The following is an 18,956-nucleotide window of genomic DNA, read 5'->3' as shown; positions in this document are numbered from 1 at the left end:
GAGCGATGCTTGCGCACCACGCGCCATGCTCGGCGCACCCATGAAAAAGGGCGACCGAGGCCGCCCTTTCCATATTCAATGTCCGACAAATCACTGCGTTACGAAGCAGCTGCCGCCAGCGGACTTAAGGCGTCCGCAAAGTGCGGATGCATCTTCCTTGGAACCACCCTGAACGCGGACACGATAGTAGGTGCCCTTGCCCGGAATGTCGGCACGCTTGATGTCGACGCTGCGGCCACCGATTACGCTGCCATACTTCTGGGCCATATTGGCATAGGACTTCTGTGCCAGCTCGGCAGATGGCTGCGAAGCAATCTGGATGAAATAACCGCCTGCACCTGCTGCCGATGCAACCTGCGACGCTGCCGGAGCAGGATTGGTTGCAGCCGGAGCCTGCGTGCGCTGCGGAACATTGCCGACGATGTTGACCGGTTGTTCAGCAGGCCGTGATGGCACCACCGGAGCACGGACAGGAAGACGCGGCGCTTCCGCAGCCGGCTCAGGCTGTTGTGTCACAGGAGCCGGTGCAGGTGTTTGCGCAGCCGGTTCTGCCGGTACGTTGCCAGCGGCCAGCGCAGCAATTTCATCACCACCGGCGGGAGCCGCCGGCTGAGCAGTGTTTGCTGGTGGCAGCTGCGAGGCTGTTTCCTGCGGAGCCGGAGAAGGCTGGACAATAGAGCCGTCTGGACGAACGATCATGGTTTCCACTTCGCGCGGCTGGACCAATGGCGCATTGTGGTTCGTGTTCTGATTCTCGGCCGAAGCATTATTCGTCACTGGCGGCTCGTCAGGCGTATTGTCCGCCATGTTCTCGCTGTCATCCGTGCCGGAAATGTCCACTGGCTCTTCACCGGAAGTAATCAGAGACTTTTGTTCCGGATTGTTCGGCAGCGTACCGGCAACGCGGTCATAAACCGCCTTGTCCTGGTTCGGTACCGTGGCACCGCCCGGATTTTCCGGCTGCATTTTGATCGGCTGATTGTCGGCACGAATCACGACCGGCTCACCGGAACCGCTACCTCCGAGGAAGTGATAGCCGATCCCGCCAAGAAGCACCGCCGCACCGGCCACGCTGGCCAGAATAAGACCACGACGGCCACGAACCGGGCGATTACGATAAGCTTCGGCAGCGCTGCCAAGATCATCGTCCGCCTGCATCGCAGCGCGTTCGCCAAAGTCGCCTCCTTCAAGGGTCTGTGCACCCTGGGCTGCCCAATGGTTATAGAAGTCGTCTTCATTGCCCAACGGATTGGAGGCTTTTGGCTGTGCTGGCGCCTGGGCTGTTGCCTGTGAGCGGCCATACGCTCCCGCAGCTGCGGCAGCGCCGACACCCACTGCTGCAGCACCGACAGCAGCACCAAGGCTGGCACCGGAGTTTGGCAGATAGCTCGAAGCGCTTTCGCGGAATATGTCCTCAAAAGCCCTGTCAGCTTCGCTCTGTGCGTCTGTTTTTGCCGATTCATCCACACCAACCGTGTCGAAGACCTCGGCGAATTCGGCTTCGAGATCAGTCAAACCGGCGTTGGTTTCTTCTTCGCCGTAGTTGATTTCCGGCAAATCGAGGGAATGCGTCTGCTCAACCCTTTCTTCGGCCACGCTCAAGGTTTCGACTTCGGGCGCCGGGGCGCTGACCGCAGCCGTATGAGCACCGCCGAACTGCTGGAACGAAGTCGATGAAGAACGGTAATCGTCGTCCGGACGCACCGCATGTGCGTAGGCGGTGGCTTCTTCTTCAGGTTCCGAGCTCAGATCGAGATCATCTTCCGTGAAGAAATCATCTTCGCTGAAAGCGTTCTCATCCTGAATGCTGGAAACATCGCCGGACATTTCGAAACCGAAATCATCTTCCGAAAGGCTGATTTCATCCAGCTCCGAAAGGTCGTCTTCGGTTCCTTCAGCAGCGATTGCAGCGGCTGTTTCCTCAACATTGAACGAAAAATCGTCGTCGAAAGAGAAATCGTCGTCGTCGCCAAGAGAAGGCGCAGTTTCTGTAACCGGCGCATAGTCGGCCTGCGGGGCTGTCGCCACTGCGTCCTGCCCTGCGATGCCCGAGGAGAAATTGCTCCGCGTATAGTACGGATATCCTGCAGGCACGACCTGAGGCTGAGGCGCATAGGTTTCAACGGGTGCAGCCGTCTGTGGTGCAGCATCGTAAGCCGGCTCATCGAGCTGCAGATCATCGAAATGCAAATCTGCAAGCTCGGTCTCGTCTTGATATCCAACATTCTGCACCGGCACCACGTCGTGGTGGACGTAGGGCTCCTCTGCAGGCGCGACATGGGACGCGACATGGGACGCGACATGGGAAAACCGGGTCTCGTCGTGAGACACTGGCTGCGGCTCATCGCCGAAAAGGAGATTTTCCAGCTCGTCCTCAAGCGAAACCGGCGCAGCGGTGGCATAGGACTGTTCGGCAGGCTCAACAGCCTGAACGTTCCAGTCATGATCGCGCGCAGGCTGATAAGCCTCTTGATGCGGCTCTATGGCTGGCTGATAGATGGTCGGATCGTAATCGGTCTGATCGACATGAAGCGGCTCGACAGTTTCCCGGCGAGCGTAGACCGACGACGATGAGACATAGGTCTCTTCGTTCGAATCGCGCGCAGCCGAATAATCACTGTAATCGAATTGCGGCACAGGTTCAGTGCGGTCAGCTTCTTCGAACTCAAGTGCTTCGAATGAGGGCGTTTCCAATTCCGGCGCCTGCTCATCTTCATCCATTTGAAGATCAAGCTCGTCTTCCAGAGCCGAAGCAAGTTCTTCCTCATGAATCAGAGGTTCATCCAACAGATGAGAATCATCTTGTGCAGGGGTCGCTGCGAACTGTGACGGGTCCGTAGGCTGAGAATAATCATTGAAGTCACCGAGCAATTCGCGCTCCAGATCCAGCGATGGATCGAAGCCCGGCTCTGTCCGGTTATCTTCAAAGTAACTAGGTCGGCGCTCATTCCAAGCGACGTTGTCATCAGCAGGCGTGCCGAAGTCCATGATCCGCGACAGTTCCATCAGTGGATCGTCTTCGTGCAACGGACGCTCGCCGTAATTACGGGGATTTGCACTGCTGTCCGTCATAGCGTGTTCCTAACTCAAACCCTGGACGTCGCAAGACGTCTCCATACATTGCTTTGTAGCGAGGCAATGTGGGCAAAAGTTGACGGAAGTTTCCTGCGCCAGAAGGAAGACCAATGACTTGCGTTCATTATGGCCTTCCACCTGTTCGACTTGCCAACTTTTGCCTTCAATCAGTCTTTCGACCTGAAAAGCTTCGTGACAGTCGCCTGACCTCCGAAGTCATCTCGAACCACATAGTGCGGCCCGTGAGCTGCGGAGACCATTCTTCGAGTATAATCCATCTCAAAAGGCTTTCACCTTCGAACTATACTCTAGCGCATTTCCGTTGGAGCATCCGCACCGATTATCGTCAATCCGGAAGTCAGCACATCGGAAACAACCTGTACCAGCCCTAGCCTGGCTAATGACAAGTCTGGATCGTTAACCTTAATAAAACGTAAGTCCGGGTTCTCTGTGCCTCTATTCCACTGCGAATGGAACGCGCTGGCGAGATCATAGAGGTAAAAAGCAAGCCGATGCGGCTCCTGATGAATGGCCGCAGCCTCGATCAGACGCGGATATTCGGCGAGCTTGCGAACGAGTGCAATTTCGCTCTCATCGGTCAGCTTGTCGAAATGCGCAGCCATACCGACTCGGTCGAGATCGGCGAGACCAAGCTGATCGGCAGCCTGACGGAAAACCGAATGGCAACGCGCGGAAGCATATTGCACGTAGAAGACCGGATTATCCTTCGACTGCTCCGTCACCTTGGCAAAATCGAAATCCAGCGGCGCATCGTTCTTCCGGTAAAGCATCATGAAACGAACCGGATCGCGGCCGACTTCATCCACCACATCGCGCAGCGTGATGAATTCGCCTGATCGCTTCGACATGCGCACAGGCTCGCCATCGCGGAACAGCTTGACCAGCTGGCAGAGCAACACCGTCAGCTTCGCCTTGCCGTCGGAAACAGCCCTTGCGACCGCTTCCAGACGCTTGACGTAGCCGCCATGGTCGGCACCCAGCACATAGATCATCTCGTTGAAGCCGCGGTCGTACTTGTCCTTGAAATAGGCCACGTCGCCTGCAAAGTAGGTGAAAGCGCCATCGGACTTCATCAGAGGACGGTCGATATCGTCACCCACTTCCGTCGAACGGAACAATGTCTGCTCGCGATCTTCCCAGTCTTCCGGAAGCTGCCCCTTCGGGGGCGGCAGCTTGCCCTTGTAGACATGGCCCTTGAGCGTCAGATCGTTGATTGCATTGCGAATCGCCCGTGCGTGATCAACATGCAGCTTGCGCTCGGAGAAGAACACGTCATGGTGCACGTTGAGCGCATCAAGATCGGCGCGGATCATCGCCATCATGGCATCGATCGTGCGATCCTTTACGAGAGCAAGCGCTTCGGCTTCCGGCATTTCCAGAAGCTTCGAACCAAATTCCTTGGCAAGCTCCTGCCCGACCGGAACGAGATAGTCGCCGGGATAAAGACCAGACGGAATTTCACCGATATTTTCACCGAGCGCTTCACGGTAGCGCAGCATGACGGACCGCGCCAACACATCGATCTGCGCACCGGCATCGTTGATGTAGTATTCCTTGACCACATCATAGCCTGCAAATTTCAGCAGATTGGCCAGAACATCGCCCACAACTGCGCCGCGGCAATGGCCCACATGCATCGGGCCCGTCGGGTTTGCCGAAACATATTCGACATTGACCTTCGATCCTGCACCAAGTTTGGAGCGACCGAAATCCTTACCTTCATTCAGCATCGCCGAGAGTTCGCGTTGCCAGTAAGTGGCCTTCAGACGCAGATTGATGAAGCCCGGACCGGCGACATCAACCGTTTCGACGTCGGTATCCGAGGCAAGAGCCTCGGCGATGCGACCGGCAAGTTCACGCGGATTCTGACCGACGGCCTTGGAGAGCACCATCGCAGCATTGGTTGCGATATCACCATGGGAAGCATCTCGCGGCGGCTCGACACCGATGCGCGAAAGGTCTAAATCGCCACCGTCTTTCGGTTTCAGATCAATATCTTGCAACGTCTTTTTGATACGTGCGTCGAAATCTGCAAAGATATTCATGGTCTGTCCTGTCAGGCTTACGCCGGGCTTTGTTTTGTCGCATTGTCCGACGCAAAACCGCTTCGCACTTTTGCTGGAAATGCTCTAATCCTGTACGGAATCCGGTCAAACTGCCGATAGATGCCGCTTCGTTTGGCCCCCGATTAAGCTAAATCGGGTGTGTGGTCAAACAATCGTCGGTGTTCTCGCACGGCATAATTGTCAGTCATCCCGGCAAGATAGTCAGCGACCCGCCGCGCCCGCGCCGCCTCATCCAGCGTCTCGCAGCCCGATTGCCACTCTGACGGCATGATCGACGGATTGGCGAAACAGGTATCAAAAAGGTCCTGCAATATCTTGTCGGCGGCATGTCTGCGCACCACGACGCTGTCGTGGAAATAGAGGTTCTTGAACAGAAATCGCTTCAGCACTTTTTCGTCGGTGCGCATGGTATCGGAAAACGCCACCAGTGCATGCGACTGGCCGTGCACATCTTCCACGCTCTGCGGCTTTGCCGCTGCCAGACGGCGCTGGGCCTCTTCGATCACATCTTCCACCATGATGGTGATCTGCCTGCGAACCAGTTCATGTCCGGTTCGCACGGGATCGAGGTCGGGATAACGCGTCCGCACGAGATCGAGCAGGCGTTTCGTCAACGGCACTTCGTCAAGCGCATCAAGGCTCAAAAGCCCTGCCCGCAAGCCGTCATCGATGTCATGAGCGTTATAGGCAATATCGTCGGCAATGGCCGCGCATTGCGCTTCGAGACTGGCGAACCGCGTGAGCTCCAGATCATAGCGTTCATTGAAGTCGAGGATCGGCAACGGAACAGCGGCATCCGGATGTGCTGCATGAGCGCCCAACAGCGGCCCGTTGTGCTTGACCAGCCCTTCCAGCGTTTCCCACGAGAGATTAAGCCCGTCGAAATCGGCATATCGATGTTCGAGCTTGGTCACGATCCGGAGCGACTGTGCATTATGGTCGAACCCGCCGAACGCCTTCATGCGATCGTTGAGCGCTTCCTCGCCCGTATGGCCAAAGGGTGTGTGGCCAAAATCGTGGACAAGCGCTACCGCCTCGGCCAGATCTTCATCGAGCCGCAATGCGCGCGCCAACGCACGCGCAATCTGGGCGACCTCTATCGTATGCGTAAGCCGCGTGCGGTAATGATCGCCTTCATGAGCGATGAAAACCTGCGTTTTATGTTTCAGACGACGAAATGCTGTGGAATGGATGATACGGTCGCGATCGCGCTGGAATGGCGTGCGGGTCGGGCTTTCCGGCTCTGGCACCAGACGACCACGGCTCCGTGCAGGATCACAGGCATAGGGCGCGCGTTCGCGATAACCGAAGCCTATTCCTTCCAGCGACATTGCGATGCATCCTTCACTGTAATATGATTACACAAAACTGGTGCGAATATTGACTTCCGCAGTTCGCGTTCATAGCTATCAGCTAATCATGAAGGCAAGTATGCGGCTATCGGAAATCTGGAGAAATCACCCGGTTCGATATTCGCAATTGCAAACGGAACAAGGCAGATGACAGGCATTACCGTTTCAGATTCCGCAGCAAAGCGGATCGCCAAGATTCTCGGATCGGAACCGGGAAAGACTGCCCTTCGCGTTTCTGTCGAGGGCGGCGGGTGTTCCGGCTTCTCCTATAAATACGATCTGGTTGATGAGCAGACCGACGACGACATCGTCATCGAGAAGCTCGGCGCCAAGGTGCTGATCGATTCCATTTCGGTTCCCTATATGGATGGTTCAGAAATCGATTTCGTCGATGATCTGATGGGACAGTCGTTCCAGATTCGCAATCCGAACGCCACTTCGGCCTGCGGCTGCGGAACCAGTTTCGCCATCTGACGGGCGCGCGAATACGCGAATAGAAGATTTAAAACCGGCTGCCATGTGGCGGCCGGTTTTTTCATGGCTGCCGGAAAACAACCGGCCTCATACCTTTACCGAAGCGACCGTCGCTTCGATGTGATCCACCAAGGCATCCGGCAGGCCGAGACGACCAGCCAGCATATCCAGATATCCACGTTCAGCCCTGTTATCGGGGTCTATTGCAAGACGCGAAGCCGTATAAAGCTCGACCTTCTGCTCCTCAGTCTGCGCGGCTGAAACCAGAACATTGAGATCAACGGGATCGGCAAGCTCCTTCTCAAGGAAGGCTTCCGCCTCGTCATCAAGACCGGAAATCTTCACCTTCTCCATGATGCGAGCCCGCTCGGCATCATCAATATGACCGTCGGCTTTCGCGGCGGCAATCATCGCCTGCACGAGTGTCAGCGCAAAACTGTTGCTCATAGCGGGAGATTGCGGGTGAAACGGAGAATCGGCTGGGGGCGGAGGAAGAAGCTCGGGCTCCTTCGCGACCGGCTGTTCAGCCGTCTGCGGTGCCTGACCGGACTTGTAATTTTTGTAGGCAAGATATCCCAATCCGGCGATGGCAGCGATGCCGCCGACGGTCGCCACATTGCCTGCGAGCTTGCGCCCGGTCTTCGTGCCAAGAATGGCGGCGGCAATGGCTCCCGTTGCAAGCGGGTTCTTCTTTGCCAGGTCTGTCACCTGCCCGGCCTTGTCGCGGACACTTCCCGATGTACCGGGTACTTGTGATCCCAGAAACTGCTCGAGAAGTTTCTTGGCGTCGAACATTCGAATATCTCCTGTTTGGCTCCTGTCCAGAGCAAATAGGAATGCAAAACCGCCAATACAAATAGTCTTGAGCCGATTTTTCCCCGGATACCGAAATTGTGGCCGATGAAAAGCTGTGACGCGCGATTGCGCCCTGCTTGCCCTCACCTCCCCAAGCGCATAATCATAGCGATATGAAAATCGCGACCTGGAACATCAACGGCGTCAAAGCCCGTATCGAGAACCTCCAACACTGGCTGAAGGAGTCCTCGCCCGATATTGCCTGCCTGCAGGAAATCAAGTCGGTCGATGACCAGTTTCCGCGTCTGGAGATTGAAGCGCTTGGCTATCATGTGGAAACACACGGCCAGAAGGGCTTCAACGGTGTCGCACTTCTGTCCAAGAAATCACCGGATGAGGTCAATCGCGGTCTTCCCGGCGACGATGGCGATGAGCAGGCGCGCTTTATCGAAGGTGTCTACTCGACGGACAAGGGCGTTGTCCGCGTCGTTTCACTTTACCTGCCGAACGGCAATCCCGTGGATACGGAGAAATTTCCATACAAGCTTTCGTGGATGCAGCGGCTTGAGCTCTGGGCGAAAGATCGCCTTGCTCTTGAAGAACCTTTAGTGCTTGCCGGTGACTATAACGTCATTCCCGAGCCGGACGATGCCAAGAATCCCGAGCAGTGGGTGGGCGACGCGCTCTTCAAGCCACAATCGCGCCAGGCATTCCGCAGGCTTGAAAATCTGGGCTTTACCGATGCAATCCGTGCGTCAACCGACGATAGCGGGATTTACTCGTTCTGGGATTATCAGGCTGGTGCCTGGCAGAAGAACAACGGCATCCGTATCGACCATCTCATGCTGTCGCCGGAGGCGGCCAATCGTTTCATATCGAGTGATGTGGAAAAGCACGTCCGTGCGTGGGAAAAGCCATCCGACCATGTGCCGGTGACGATAACGCTTTCGGTCTGAGAACTGACGCTAAATCAAGACCATAGCGTTTCCAGTTAAATCAGAAGTCGCCTTTGGTGACGTAGTCACTGGAGAGTGCAATCGCATTACGACGGTCCGCTTCGCCGGCAATCGAGAATGCCTGCTCCTGCATATCGCGTATCCATGGGCAATCTTCGGTCGGGCAGCGTTCGAAAGCTGCGGTCATCATAGCGAGGCCACGAACGGTCTTGCCTGCCTGAAACAGCATGTTGCCGAGCATGGCTTGCGCACCGGCATTACCCTTCTTAGCGGCAAGCTGGAACCAACGTGCGGCCTGAATGGAATTGCGTTCTCCGCCGTCGCCGTCGAGCAGCATTTTGCCAAGCTCGAACTGGGCAGCGGAATCACCGAAATTCGAGGCGGCCTGCACATAGAGATTGCGTGCCATACCCGGATTGGCATTGACCGGCGAGCCCGGAATACCGCGCTTCACATAGCCTGCAAGCGCCACGAGAGCGTCAGCCACATAAGAGTCGTTTTCCGAACCCGGTTCAGAACCTTCGCGAACGATCTTTTCGAAAATCTTATAGGCTTCATAGTCATTTTCCGGCACGCCGTCGCCATCGGCATACATGCGGGCCAGTTTCCACTTCGCACCCTGATGGCCGCGATCCGCAGCATAACGCAGTGCCTTGATCGCTTCGTCCTTGTGACCATTCTTGTATGCGGAAAAGCCGAACTTGAAGAGTTCAAACGGGCTTCTCGACTTTTCGGAATCGTCATTAAGGTCGAAAGCAAAGGCGCTGTTACAGGCAATGGCCAAGCCGAGAGCCATAGCAAGGGCGCTATATGAAAAACTGCGGATACGCATCACAACGCTGGTCTTTCACATTCAGAGGAAACATTCATAGAGGACAGAATGCACGCTGTTTTCGTCAAGACTGAGACCCGATCTTGGCCGAAAAAAGCCTTACCATCATTGGAAAGAATAAAGGGTGCGCGAACAGGGGTGATCCTGTTCCTAATCCGTTTGCTGTGCAACAACGCGCCCTTCGTCATTCCTGCCTATCCTGCTGGAGCCTGACAGCTCTCAATACTTTGGTGGCTTCTGCCTTTCCATGATCGGTGACGCCAGTTTGTGGCGGGAAATGGGCAAAATGTGCCTGAGCTCTTTCTAACCTAAAGCAACGGTAAAGACTGTTGCTAATTGACAACAAACTGACTGTTGTTCCGGTCAACAATCTGCTCTTGTTGACGTCAGCGACAGGAGCTCGCAGTCTGCGCAAAATGAAGGATGCCGGGGAGTCGCGAAGCTATCTATGAGCAAATACCGTCGCCCTTACAGACGTCCCTATCGTCCGGCTCGCAAAAGCAACAGCATAAGCTTTCGCAGTATCTTATTGACTATATTACTATTTTCTTTTTTAGCCGTGCTTATCGCCTATCTGCCAATCCAATCAGCGCCTAAAGCGGCATTGAACGGGCCGGTCTATGTGATTGATGGCGATACTGTCGTTCTCAGCAAGAAACATATACGTCTCAAGGGTATCGACGCACCGGAGATGCAACAGCAGTGTGTTCGGGCAGAAACCCCTTACGATTGCGGCAAGGAAGCCCGCAACATCTTGCGGGCCAGAATCGGGAAGTCCTCGATTCGGTGCGAGAAAGAGGGACGAGATCAGTATAATCGCGACCTGGCGCGCTGTTATCTTGGGGAAATCGACCTCAACCGCTGGATGGTTGAACAGGGCTGGGCCGTCTCCTACGGCGATTATCAGCGCGAGGAACGCGACGCCCGCCGCAACCGGCGCGGTATCTGGGCCGGTCAGTTTGAGCAACCGTCCCTATGGCGCAAGAACCATCGCGATCTTGAAATTGAACAGCCGTCCGGCCGCGAACCGTTGCTGGCTGTAATTGGCGATGGCTTTACCTATATTAGGGAACATATTCGAACCTTCATCGAAATGATCCTGCCCCGAAACTGATAGTATTCATGGAAAAACTGGACGAACTCAGTCACTCGATCCGGGCTTGCCGTATCTGTCGCGACACACCGCAGTTTCCGCCGCCCCTACCGCACGAGCCCAATCCCGTCTGCATCGTCTCGGATACAGCGAGAATTGCCATTTGCGGTCAGGCTCCCGGCATTCGCGTGCATAACACCTCCCTGCCGTTCAACGACCCGTCCGGTGATCGCCTGCGGCAATGGCTCGGCGTCTCACGAGAGGAGTTTTATGATCCGTCACGCTTTGCCATCGTCCCGATGGGCTTCTGCTTTCCCGGCTATGACAAGCATGGCGGTGATCTCCCGCCGCGCCGCGAATGCCGCCAGACCTGGCATGACCGTGTTTTCGCGGCAATGCCGCAGCTGGAATTCATTCTGGTCGTAGGACAATACGCTCTTGCCTATCACCTGCCCGATTATCGGGGCCGCAATCTGACTGAAACCGTCAGGAACTGGCGGTATTTCTTGGAGACACCCAATCCGGCAGGTCGAATCGCCCTGCCCTTGCCGCATCCATCCTGGCGCAACAGCGGCTGGCTCAAGCGAAATCCATGGTTCGATGCTGAAGTTGTGCCTGTTCTTCGGGCAAAAGTGCGAGACCTCATCCAAGACGATAAATAATTTTTACTCCATTCGTTTTCATCAGAATATTTTTCCTGTAACTTCGGATCATTGCGAACCATAAGGTATGACGTTTCACCTATTCGCACAGTTCGGGAAACGATTTCTAAAACCGGGAACGGAAACGCATGGACAGGCTCGACAGGAAGATACTGCGCTTATTGCAGGAAGACGCGACACTTGCGGTGGCAGACGTTGCCAAGAAAGTTGGCCTTTCCACGACGCCATGCTGGCGCCGCATCCAGAAACTTGAAGAAGATGGCGTCATCAAGCGCCGTGTCGCCATTCTCGATCCGATCCGCGTCAATGCGCGGGTGACGGTGTTCGTATCGGTGCGCACAAGCTCCCACAGCCATGAATGGCTGAAGCGCTTTTCTGAAGTGGTTCAGGAATTCCCTGAAGTCATCGAATTCTACCGCATGAGCGGTGATGTGGATTATCTGCTTCGTGTAGCCGTGCCGGACATCGGCGCTTATGACGCTTTCTACAAGCGCCTCATCAGCAAGATCGAAATTCGCGACGTGTCTTCGTCCTTCGCCATGGAGCAGATCAAGTACACCACCGAATTGCCGCTCGACTACATGGTGCTCGACAAAGACAACAACTGACGCTCTTAAATCTTTGATTTAAAAGATAAGCCCGCCAAATGGCGGGCTTTTTTGACGATGCGGTGACCGTCATTTCGAACCGGATATCCCAGCCTGTTCGAACGTGGCCATGCCGCTGTGGCACAGCGCTGCCGCCTTGACGATACTGGCTGCGAGCGCCGCACCGGTTCCTTCACCAAGGCGCATTCCCATATCAAGAAGCGGCTGCTTGCCCATCTTCTCCAGAAGCTTGCGATGGCCCGGCTCGGCAGAAACATGGCCGAACAGGCAATGGTCGATGGCTTCCGGATTGGCGGCATAGAGAACAGCTGCGGCAGCGCTTGCCACAAAACCGTCGACGATGACCGGAATTTTCTCCATGCGCGCCGCCAGAATTGCACCGGCCATGGCTGCGATTTCACGACCGCCGAGACGGCTCAGCACTTCCAGCGGGTCCTGCAGGTGTGCCTGATGGAGGGCTACGGCCTGACGAACGGCGGCGAGCTTGCGCTGCAGCAGTTCACCCGTTGAGCCCGTGCCCGGCCCTACCCAGTCTTCCGCCGTACCACCGAAGAGCGCCAGCGCGATCGCTGCGGCAATCGTGGTATTACCGATACCCATTTCGCCGATGCATAGGAGATCGGTTCCACCGGCAATCGCTTCCATGCCGAAAGCCATGGTCGCGGCGCAGGTGCGCTCATCCATGGCCGGTTCTTCGGTAATGTCACCGGTTGGATGCTCCAGCGCCAGATCGAAAACCTTTAGCCCAAGATCGTTGGCAATGCAGATCTGGTTGATGGCTGCGCCACCGGCGGCGAAATTCTCGACCATCTGTGCCGTGACACTTGGCGGAAATGGCGTGATGTTCTTGGCCGTAACCCCGTGATTGCCAGCAAACACCGCGACCAGCGGGCGATTGATCTGCGGTGTGCGCTTGCCAGTCCATGCGGCAAGCCATGCCACGATGTCTTCCATGCGTCCGAGCGAACCGGCGGGCTTGGTTAGTGTAGCCTCACGCTCGCGAACGGCCCTTTCCGCTCCGAGATCAGGCCCCGGTAGATTTCGGATCAATTCTCGGAAATCGTCAAAAGGTAGGCCGCTGGCGCTCATAAGTTCAGTCCAATCAATGATGGGAGGTGTAAATTCGTTGGGCTCGTCCTATAAGCACTGACGCGAATTTTCAAATCACCTCTTTGAGTTGAAGCAACATTGAGGCGAATTATCGCGGAAATCCATTTCGGGAAACAAAGTGGAACAGTCACTTGCAGCGAAATAGTCTCATTGGCGACACGATCCGGAGTCTGGGCTTTCTAAGCCGCCTGCCGCTTCCGCAGAGATGGTTCGAGGATGGCGATGATTCGTTGCCGCGCAATGCCCGTGCCTTTCCGCTCGCGGGAGCGGTTCTGGGCCTGCTGGCAGGCGCGGTGCTTTTCATGGCCTATAAAGTGAACCTGCCACCCCTTGCCTGCGCGATGCTCGCAATTGGCGCTCTGGCGGCGATGACCGGCGCGCTCCATGAAGATGGTCTGGGCGATACTGCTGACGGTTTCTTCGGTGCTTCTTCGCCTGATCGTCGGCTGGATATCATGAAAGATTCCCGCATCGGGACTTTCGCGGCGCTGACGCTGATTGTCTTCGTCGGTTTGAAAGCGGCTCTACTGATGACAATCATCGACCGCGCAGGCGCGGGATACGCAGCACTTGCGCTGGTCGGCTGCGAGGCGACAAGCCGATCAGGCATGCTGGCATTCTGGCACGCCCTTCCTTCCGCGCGTCCCGGTGGACTGTCTGACAGTGTTGGCCAGCCACAATGGGAGACCGTAGTTTGCGGTTTCGGGATTGGGTTGGCCTTTCTTGTCTTCACGCTCATTCCAGCGGGCGGATTTCTCTCGCTCATCAATGCGCTTGTGCTGGCGACGGGTCTGCTTTTCGGCTTTGCCAGACTTTGCATCGCAAAAATCGGCGGGCAGACGGGTGACACGCTAGGCGCGGCGCAGCAGATCGGTTCGGTTGCCGTCCTCGCCGGGCTTGTCATGGCCCTTTGATGCAACCACATTGCATTCATGGACACGACAACCATCGAATCCCCGTGCATATTGGTTTGCACGATAGATACGGAAACCGGCTTCTGTCTCGGCTGTGCCCGGACGCTGGATGAAATCGCACGCTGGTCCAGCATGAGTGCAGAAGAGCGAATGGCCGTCTGGGCGCTTCTCGCCGACAGGCATGAGATTATTGTAGAAAAGAGAATTGGCTGATGGGGCGCTTTTTCTGGCTCATTATTGCGGCAGTCGCGATTGTTGTCCTGCTGCTGATGTCCAACAATGACAGCGGCTCAACGCTTGGCATGGACAATGACGTGTTTGCCCGCGCAGCCTATCTGGGCATTTGGGGCGTCGTGCTTGCCGCTGGCTTGCTCGGCTCCGGCATCAAGCTGACCGACTTCGCGCGCAATATGGCCATGTGGGCCGTAATTATCCTCGGTCTCGTCGCTGGCTACCAGTATCGTTATGAGCTGCAGGATGTCGCGAGCCGGGTCACGGCCGGGCTAATCCCCGGCAGTCCTATTTCAGGCCGCAATGCCGATGGTGCCCTGACTGTCACGCTTGCAAAGGCTGCAAACGGTCATTTCGAGGTCAACGGGCGCGTAAACGGCGAACGCGTTCACTTTCTGGTCGATACCGGCGCATCTTCGGTCGTCCTGTCCCAACAAGATGCAGAGCGCGCGGGCATAGACACGGCCTCGCTCAACTATTCGGTTCCGATCATGACGGCCAACGGCACGGCAAGTGCAGCAGTCATCAACATTGCCACATTGCAGATTGGCGATATCGAGCGCCAGAATGTGCGCGCCATGGTGACGAAGGAAGGCCTGATGACCGGCAGCCTACTCGGCATGAACTTCCTTCAAACCCTCGGCGGGTTCACTGTCCGCGGCGACCAGCTTATTCTGATTGATTAGACTGCATCCCGAAAAGTGTGAAACGGTTTTCGGATAAGATGCGCGTCAAAACAAATACTGAGAGCGCCGATCTGATCCAATCAGATCGAAACGTATTCTAAGCAGCTTCTGCTGCCGCTTCAGTCACGACGGCATAGGCCTGACGCAGCACGTCGCTGTTTGCGCCCGGCTTGGTGGCGTCTGTCGAAAGGATTTGCCGCCAGCGCCGCGCGCCCGGCTGTCCGGTAAAAAGCCCGACCATATGGCGGCTCACATGCGAAAGCCTGCCGCCTGTCGCGATATGGCGATCAGTGTAAGCGCACATGTCATCGATGATATCAGCGATCGAGGTATCTGCCTGATCGCCGCCATAAAGGCGCGCATCCACCTCCGCCAAAATCTCGGGGTTATGGTAAGCGGCGCGACCGAGCATCACCGCATCGACCGTCTGCAAGTGCTGCTCTGCTTCGTCCAGTGTATTGATCCCCCCGTTGATGCCGACGAAAACATCACCAAGCCGCGCCTTGAGGCGATAGACGCGATCATAGTCGAGTGGTGGAATCTCGCGGTTTTCCTTCGGCGACAATCCCTTCAGCCAGGCCTTGCGGGCATGGACCCAAAGCGCATCAGCGCCAGCGTCAAGCGTCAGATCGGTCAAAGTGTCGAGCGCAACTTCCACATCCTGATCGTCAACGCCAATACGGCATTTGACCGTAACGGGCACGGAAACAGCCTCTTTCATGGCCGAAACGCAACGCGCCACCACATCCGGGGTCTGCATGAGGCAGGCTCCGAATGTACCGGACTGCACACGATCCGACGGGCAACCGACATTGAGATTGATTTCATCATAGCCGTAATCGGCGCCGATCTTCGCAGCTTCTTTCAGCTTCACCGGATCGGAACCGCCCAGCTGCAGCGCCACAGGATGTTCAGCGGTGTCGAAACCCAGCAACCGATCACGTGGGCCGTGAATGATGGCATCCGCCACGACCATTTCAGTATAGAGCAATGCCTGCTTCGAAAAGAGCCTGTGAAAGTAGCGGCAATGTCTGTCCGACCAGTCAATCATGGGCGCAACAGCAAAGCGCACATCCGGATAGTTGCGTTTTTTTGATTTTATTTCAGTCATTTATACAACAATCCTGAGAATGCGATTCAGTCGCAATCGGCGCTTTCGGCATTTATTTGAATTCGGAAGGGTGCCAAAAGCCACAATTGATCGAAATGATCAAGTTTCACCAATACTGCAGTCGCTCCTCAATATAATGAGCCGAAGCGAATTTTCATACCCGATGTGGGGACTCTGGCTGCTCCAAAGACTGTCTTCTCACCCAATAAACATTATGATCAATCACAGAAGCATTCTCCCGATTCTCATCCGCGTAGTTAAAGGACATTCAGCGTGACCTCCTTTTCCCCTTTCGGCAAATCATTCGATGCGTTTCTTTTCGACATGGACGGCACGATATTGAGTTCCATTGAAGCGACCGAACGTGTGTGGAGCGAATGGGCGATACGTCATGGCATCGATCCGGTCACATTCCTGCCGACGATCCACGGTGTTCGGGCCGTCGAAACCGTCCGTCGCCTCGCTCTGCCGGGCGTGGACCCGATCCGCGAGGCGGAGATATTGTTTCAGGCCGAAATGGCGGATCTGGACGGTATCGCACCTATCGACGGCGCGTATGACTTTCTCAGTTCATTGCCGCAAGACCGTTGGGCAATCGTTACCTCGGCGCCACTTGAACTTGCTACCCGCCGCGTCGCCGCAGCAGGACTGCCGATGCCAAAGACCATCGTTTCCGCCGAAGATGTAGAGCGTGGCAAGCCGAGCCCCGAATGTTTCCAGCTTGGCGCGAAACGACTTGGTTTCGATCCGCACAATTGCCTTGTGTTCGAGGATGCGCCAGCCGGTATCGTTGCCGGAGAAACTGCCGGTGCGAGCGTTGTCGTGGTCACCGCAACGCATCCGCACTCCCCAAAGACATCCCATCTGAGCATTGAAAGCTATCGCTCTCTGCGGCTCGATATTCTGGATGATGGCAGACTGGTGCTCGAACCGACCACGCCCATCTCGGTGGGTTAGAGCATAATCCGACCGGAGTGAAACGAGGATCGATAAGATTATGCTTGAAATAGAAATATTTAGAGCGTCGGTCTGATCCAATCAGATCGATGCTCTAAATAACCCGCCGTCCCTCTCGCCAGACGGTGCGGATGATCGGAACGTGATCGGCAATCTGCACACGAACCAGATCAGCCCGTTTGCCGGCAACAATCTCGCCGCGATCATCCAGCCCTACCGCTTTGGCGGGGTTGGCGGAAACCAGACGAATGGCTTGCGGCAGCGAGATATTCTCGACGACATCAGCTAGAAAAAAAGCCGACTGCATCATGCTGGCCGGGATATAATCCGACGATATGATATCGAGATGCCCGGCTTCGACCAGCTCGCGCGCAGACACATTTCCCGAATGCGAACCGCCGCGTACGACATTCGGCGCTCCCATAAGCACCGACATTCCGGAATCTTTTGACGCTTTCGCAGCTGTGTGTGTCGTGGGAAATTCCGCGACGCGTATTCCCTGTGCCTGTGCTTCCGCGACATGCTCTGTCGTCGCGTCATCGTGGCTCGCCAGAATAACCCCGCGCTGGTGGCACAATTCGGCAATCGCCTTGCGTGTCGGCGCGGAATATTGCTGGGACTGCCCGATACGCCGCTCGCAATAGAGCCGGAATTCTTCTTCCGAGAATTTCAGCTTGCGAATAAAATATGTCTTGTAGGTTTCGATATCCGTGAACTGACGCTGCCCCGGCGCGTGATCCATCAGCGACACCAGCCTGACCAGCGCCTGATTGCCAAACTGTTCGAAGGCAGGAAGGCAGTCGGGTGCGGAAACCTCGCAACGCAAATGCAGGAAATGGTCGGCGCGCAAACGGCCCGCATCGCGGCCTTCGGCAATTGCCGACGATAGCTTGCGCATATCGTCGATACCCGTTTCGGCGTCGTCATCAAAGCCAATGCGCAATGCGTCGAAAACGGTGGTAATCCCTGAGGCGGCAATCTGGGCATCATGCGCCTGTACGGCGGCAATAGGGTTCCAGCGCACCTTTGGGCGCGGAGCATAGTGTCCTTCGAGATGATCTGTGTGCAGTTCCACCAGTCCCGGCGTCAGGAAGTCGCCTTCCATATCGTCGCCGACACTGGAGGTGCCGGTAGAGATATCGGCGATCTTGCCGTCGACGAGCTTCAGCGAACCGAGAACGACATCGTCGGAGAGCACGATACGGGCGTTGCGCAGAACCGTTTCATTTCCCATTGCTTACGGCCTCCCAACCGCTCGTGAGGCCCGAGCAGACGCAACCTTACCACCGGTCAGAGGATGCAGCGAATGAATCTCGAAAGGAGCCCCTTTCTCAGGTTCCACGAACAGAGCGAGATTCGCAACCTCTACGGCGTCGTCCAGCAGCGGCGTAAAGAATTCGTCCAGCGTCCGCTCCACGCGGGCGCGGTCTTTCTCCTCAACCGGGCCGGTCAGGGTCATGTGAAAGCGGAACTCCTCGAACACATAAGGATAGCCCCAGCGTTCGATGTTGTGCCGCTGTGTCTCGCTGAGACGCTCCGGCCGCCGCTTTGCAATTTCCGCCTCAGTGAGCGGTGCGCGAAACCGGTCGAAGGCAACGACAACATCATTGGCGAGCTGGTTCAGCTCAGCAACCGGCTCTTCCGGCACGAGCGCGAAGAACGGGCCAATTGCATGCAGCTTCAAACGGGGAATGACGACCGGTGACGCCGACGATGCGAAATGCATCAATGCGGAAAGCAGGTCATTTTCAGTATGCTCTTCATCCAGACGGAACGGCGCTTTCATGGTCGCATGAAAACCATAACGGCGCGGCTCTTCGGTCAGCTGGGCGATTTCAGCGGTCGCGAGCGAGCGAATCGCAGGCATTTTGACCGGCTCCCCGCTGAACGCATTGCGCCCGAGCCAGTTTGCGGCAACCTTCAAAAGCGCATCATTGGATGGCGGCGTGAAATAAATCGCATAACGCATGTCAAATCCTTGGCTGAGGTTCGCTACACGGCGTCAGCGGAACT

The 18,956-nt window shown here is 56.2% G+C and carries 18 protein-coding genes; 9 read left to right on the top strand and 9 right to left on the bottom strand.

Annotated elements, in window-relative coordinates:
- Positions 1-90: 90 nt before the first annotated feature.
- The 3 genes from CES86_RS19590 to CES86_RS19580 all read right to left on the bottom strand — a co-directional run bounded on the left by CES86_RS19590 (position 91) and on the right by CES86_RS19580 (position 6,493).
- Complete coding sequence (locus CES86_RS19590) at positions 91-3,072, bottom strand: SPOR domain-containing protein (protein WP_094515124.1); 2,982 nt, start codon at positions 3,070-3,072, stop codon at positions 91-93.
- 311 nt (positions 3,073-3,383) lie between these two features.
- Positions 3,384-5,141, bottom strand: a complete 1,758-nt coding sequence (gene argS / locus CES86_RS19585) for an arginine--tRNA ligase (RefSeq protein WP_010661237.1) — start codon at positions 5,139-5,141, stop codon at positions 3,384-3,386.
- A gap of 143 nt (positions 5,142-5,284) precedes the next feature.
- Positions 5,285-6,493, bottom strand: a complete 1,209-nt coding sequence (locus CES86_RS19580; protein ID WP_012092219.1) for a deoxyguanosinetriphosphate triphosphohydrolase — start codon at positions 6,491-6,493, stop codon at positions 5,285-5,287.
- Positions 6,494-6,661: 168 nt separating this feature from the next.
- Between CES86_RS19580 and erpA the strand changes: the two genes are divergently transcribed.
- Positions 6,662-6,988: an iron-sulfur cluster insertion protein ErpA gene (gene erpA, locus CES86_RS19575; protein ID WP_006471759.1), complete on the top strand. Its 327-nt coding sequence runs from the start codon at positions 6,662-6,664 to the stop codon at positions 6,986-6,988.
- An 87-nt stretch (positions 6,989-7,075) separates the two neighbouring features.
- Here erpA and CES86_RS19570 read toward each other — a convergent pair whose 3' ends face one another.
- Positions 7,076-7,783 (bottom strand): tellurite resistance TerB family protein, encoded by a 708-nt coding sequence (locus CES86_RS19570; RefSeq protein WP_010661235.1) that lies wholly within the window; start codon positions 7,781-7,783, stop codon positions 7,076-7,078.
- 173 nt (positions 7,784-7,956) lie between these two features.
- Between CES86_RS19570 and xth the strand changes: the two genes are divergently transcribed.
- Positions 7,957-8,739, top strand: coding sequence for an exodeoxyribonuclease III (xth, locus tag CES86_RS19565; protein ID WP_010661234.1), 783 nt, complete (start codon positions 7,957-7,959; stop codon positions 8,737-8,739).
- A 40-nt stretch (positions 8,740-8,779) separates the two neighbouring features.
- Here xth and CES86_RS19560 read toward each other — a convergent pair whose 3' ends face one another.
- On the bottom strand, positions 8,780-9,571 hold the full coding sequence (locus CES86_RS19560; RefSeq protein WP_010661233.1) for a tetratricopeptide repeat protein: 792 nt from the start codon (positions 9,569-9,571) through the stop codon (positions 8,780-8,782).
- A gap of 448 nt (positions 9,572-10,019) precedes the next feature.
- Here CES86_RS19560 and CES86_RS19555 point away from each other — a divergent pair, with 448 nt between their 5' ends.
- The 3 genes from CES86_RS19555 to CES86_RS19545 all read left to right on the top strand — a co-directional run bounded on the left by CES86_RS19555 (position 10,020) and on the right by CES86_RS19545 (position 11,934).
- Positions 10,020-10,685: a thermonuclease family protein gene (locus tag CES86_RS19555; RefSeq protein ID WP_094515123.1), complete on the top strand. Its 666-nt coding sequence runs from the start codon at positions 10,020-10,022 to the stop codon at positions 10,683-10,685.
- Positions 10,685-11,326 (top strand): uracil-DNA glycosylase family protein, encoded by a 642-nt coding sequence (locus tag CES86_RS19550; protein WP_094515122.1) that lies wholly within the window; start codon positions 10,685-10,687, stop codon positions 11,324-11,326. Before CES86_RS19555 ends, CES86_RS19550 begins: the two co-directional genes overlap by 1 nt.
- Positions 11,327-11,454: 128 nt before the next feature.
- The gene (locus CES86_RS19545) at positions 11,455-11,934 is read left to right on the top strand and encodes an Lrp/AsnC family transcriptional regulator (RefSeq protein ID WP_010661230.1); all 480 of its coding nucleotides are present in this window, start codon (positions 11,455-11,457) and stop codon (positions 11,932-11,934) included.
- A 69-nt stretch (positions 11,935-12,003) separates the two neighbouring features.
- Here the strand turns inward: CES86_RS19545 and cobT are convergent, their stop codons facing one another.
- Entirely contained in the window at positions 12,004-13,023 is a 1,020-nt protein-coding gene (cobT, locus tag CES86_RS19540) for a nicotinate-nucleotide--dimethylbenzimidazole phosphoribosyltransferase (protein WP_012092222.1), read from the bottom strand.
- A 152-nt stretch (positions 13,024-13,175) separates the two neighbouring features.
- Between cobT and CES86_RS19535 the strand changes: the two genes are divergently transcribed.
- The 3 genes from CES86_RS19535 to CES86_RS19525 are packed head-to-tail and all read left to right on the top strand — an operon-like array spanning position 13,176 to position 14,875.
- Entirely contained in the window at positions 13,176-13,958 is a 783-nt protein-coding gene (locus CES86_RS19535) for an adenosylcobinamide-GDP ribazoletransferase (RefSeq protein WP_094515121.1), read from the top strand.
- Positions 13,959-13,976: 18 nt separating this feature from the next.
- Positions 13,977-14,171: a DUF1289 domain-containing protein gene (locus CES86_RS19530; protein WP_012092224.1), complete on the top strand. Its 195-nt coding sequence runs from the start codon at positions 13,977-13,979 to the stop codon at positions 14,169-14,171.
- Complete coding sequence (locus CES86_RS19525; protein ID WP_010661227.1) at positions 14,171-14,875, top strand: TIGR02281 family clan AA aspartic protease; 705 nt, start codon at positions 14,171-14,173, stop codon at positions 14,873-14,875. Before CES86_RS19530 ends, CES86_RS19525 begins: the two co-directional genes overlap by 1 nt.
- A gap of 97 nt (positions 14,876-14,972) precedes the next feature.
- Here CES86_RS19525 and dusA read toward each other — a convergent pair whose 3' ends face one another.
- Positions 14,973-15,986, bottom strand: a complete 1,014-nt coding sequence (gene dusA, locus CES86_RS19520; protein ID WP_094515120.1) for a tRNA dihydrouridine(20/20a) synthase DusA — start codon at positions 15,984-15,986, stop codon at positions 14,973-14,975.
- Between the two features lie 273 nt (positions 15,987-16,259).
- Between dusA and CES86_RS19515 the strand changes: the two genes are divergently transcribed.
- Positions 16,260-16,943 (top strand): HAD family hydrolase, encoded by a 684-nt coding sequence (locus CES86_RS19515; RefSeq protein WP_012092226.1) that lies wholly within the window; start codon positions 16,260-16,262, stop codon positions 16,941-16,943.
- A gap of 94 nt (positions 16,944-17,037) precedes the next feature.
- On the opposite strand, the gene CES86_RS19510 is transcribed toward CES86_RS19515, so the two are convergent.
- Entirely contained in the window at positions 17,038-18,177 is a 1,140-nt protein-coding gene (locus tag CES86_RS19510) for an alpha-D-ribose 1-methylphosphonate 5-triphosphate diphosphatase (protein WP_012092227.1), read from the bottom strand.
- A gap of 3 nt (positions 18,178-18,180) precedes the next feature.
- Complete coding sequence (locus CES86_RS19505) at positions 18,181-18,912, bottom strand: DUF1045 domain-containing protein (protein WP_010661223.1); 732 nt, start codon at positions 18,910-18,912, stop codon at positions 18,181-18,183.
- Positions 18,913-18,956: the final 44 nt, after the last annotated feature.

This window comes from Brucella lupini, from assembly GCF_002252535.1.
GTDB classification, from domain to species: Bacteria; Pseudomonadota; Alphaproteobacteria; order Rhizobiales; family Rhizobiaceae; genus Brucella; species Brucella anthropi.
This window is presented reverse-complemented; position numbering and strand designations above follow the sequence as displayed.

What these genes read in the sequence shown, in the direction of transcription:
- CES86_RS19590 (WP_094515124.1), bottom strand. Translation starts at nt 3,072, where the DNA reads ATGACGGACAGCAGTGCAAATCCCCGTAATTACGGCGAGCGTCCGTTG.
- argS (WP_010661237.1), bottom strand. Translation starts at nt 5,141, where the DNA reads ATGAATATCTTTGCAGATTTCGACGCACGTATCAAAAAGACGTTGCAA.
- CES86_RS19580 (WP_012092219.1), bottom strand. Translation starts at nt 6,493, where the DNA reads ATGTCGCTGGAAGGAATAGGCTTCGGTTATCGCGAACGCGCGCCCTAT.
- erpA (WP_006471759.1), top strand. Translation starts at nt 6,662, where the DNA reads ATGACAGGCATTACCGTTTCAGATTCCGCAGCAAAGCGGATCGCCAAG.
- CES86_RS19570 (WP_010661235.1), bottom strand. Translation starts at nt 7,783, where the DNA reads ATGTTCGACGCCAAGAAACTTCTCGAGCAGTTTCTGGGATCACAAGTA.
- xth (WP_010661234.1), top strand. Translation starts at nt 7,957, where the DNA reads ATGAAAATCGCGACCTGGAACATCAACGGCGTCAAAGCCCGTATCGAG.
- CES86_RS19560 (WP_010661233.1), bottom strand. Translation starts at nt 9,571, where the DNA reads ATGCGTATCCGCAGTTTTTCATATAGCGCCCTTGCTATGGCTCTCGGC.
- CES86_RS19555 (WP_094515123.1), top strand. Translation starts at nt 10,020, where the DNA reads ATGAGCAAATACCGTCGCCCTTACAGACGTCCCTATCGTCCGGCTCGC.
- CES86_RS19545 (WP_010661230.1), top strand. Translation starts at nt 11,455, where the DNA reads ATGGACAGGCTCGACAGGAAGATACTGCGCTTATTGCAGGAAGACGCG.
- cobT (WP_012092222.1), bottom strand. Translation starts at nt 13,023, where the DNA reads ATGAGCGCCAGCGGCCTACCTTTTGACGATTTCCGAGAATTGATCCGA.
- CES86_RS19530 (WP_012092224.1), top strand. Translation starts at nt 13,977, where the DNA reads ATGGACACGACAACCATCGAATCCCCGTGCATATTGGTTTGCACGATA.
- CES86_RS19525 (WP_010661227.1), top strand. Translation starts at nt 14,171, where the DNA reads ATGGGGCGCTTTTTCTGGCTCATTATTGCGGCAGTCGCGATTGTTGTC.
- dusA (WP_094515120.1), bottom strand. Translation starts at nt 15,986, where the DNA reads ATGACTGAAATAAAATCAAAAAAACGCAACTATCCGGATGTGCGCTTT.
- CES86_RS19510 (WP_012092227.1), bottom strand. Translation starts at nt 18,177, where the DNA reads ATGGGAAATGAAACGGTTCTGCGCAACGCCCGTATCGTGCTCTCCGAC.
- CES86_RS19505 (WP_010661223.1), bottom strand. Translation starts at nt 18,912, where the DNA reads ATGCGTTATGCGATTTATTTCACGCCGCCATCCAATGATGCGCTTTTG.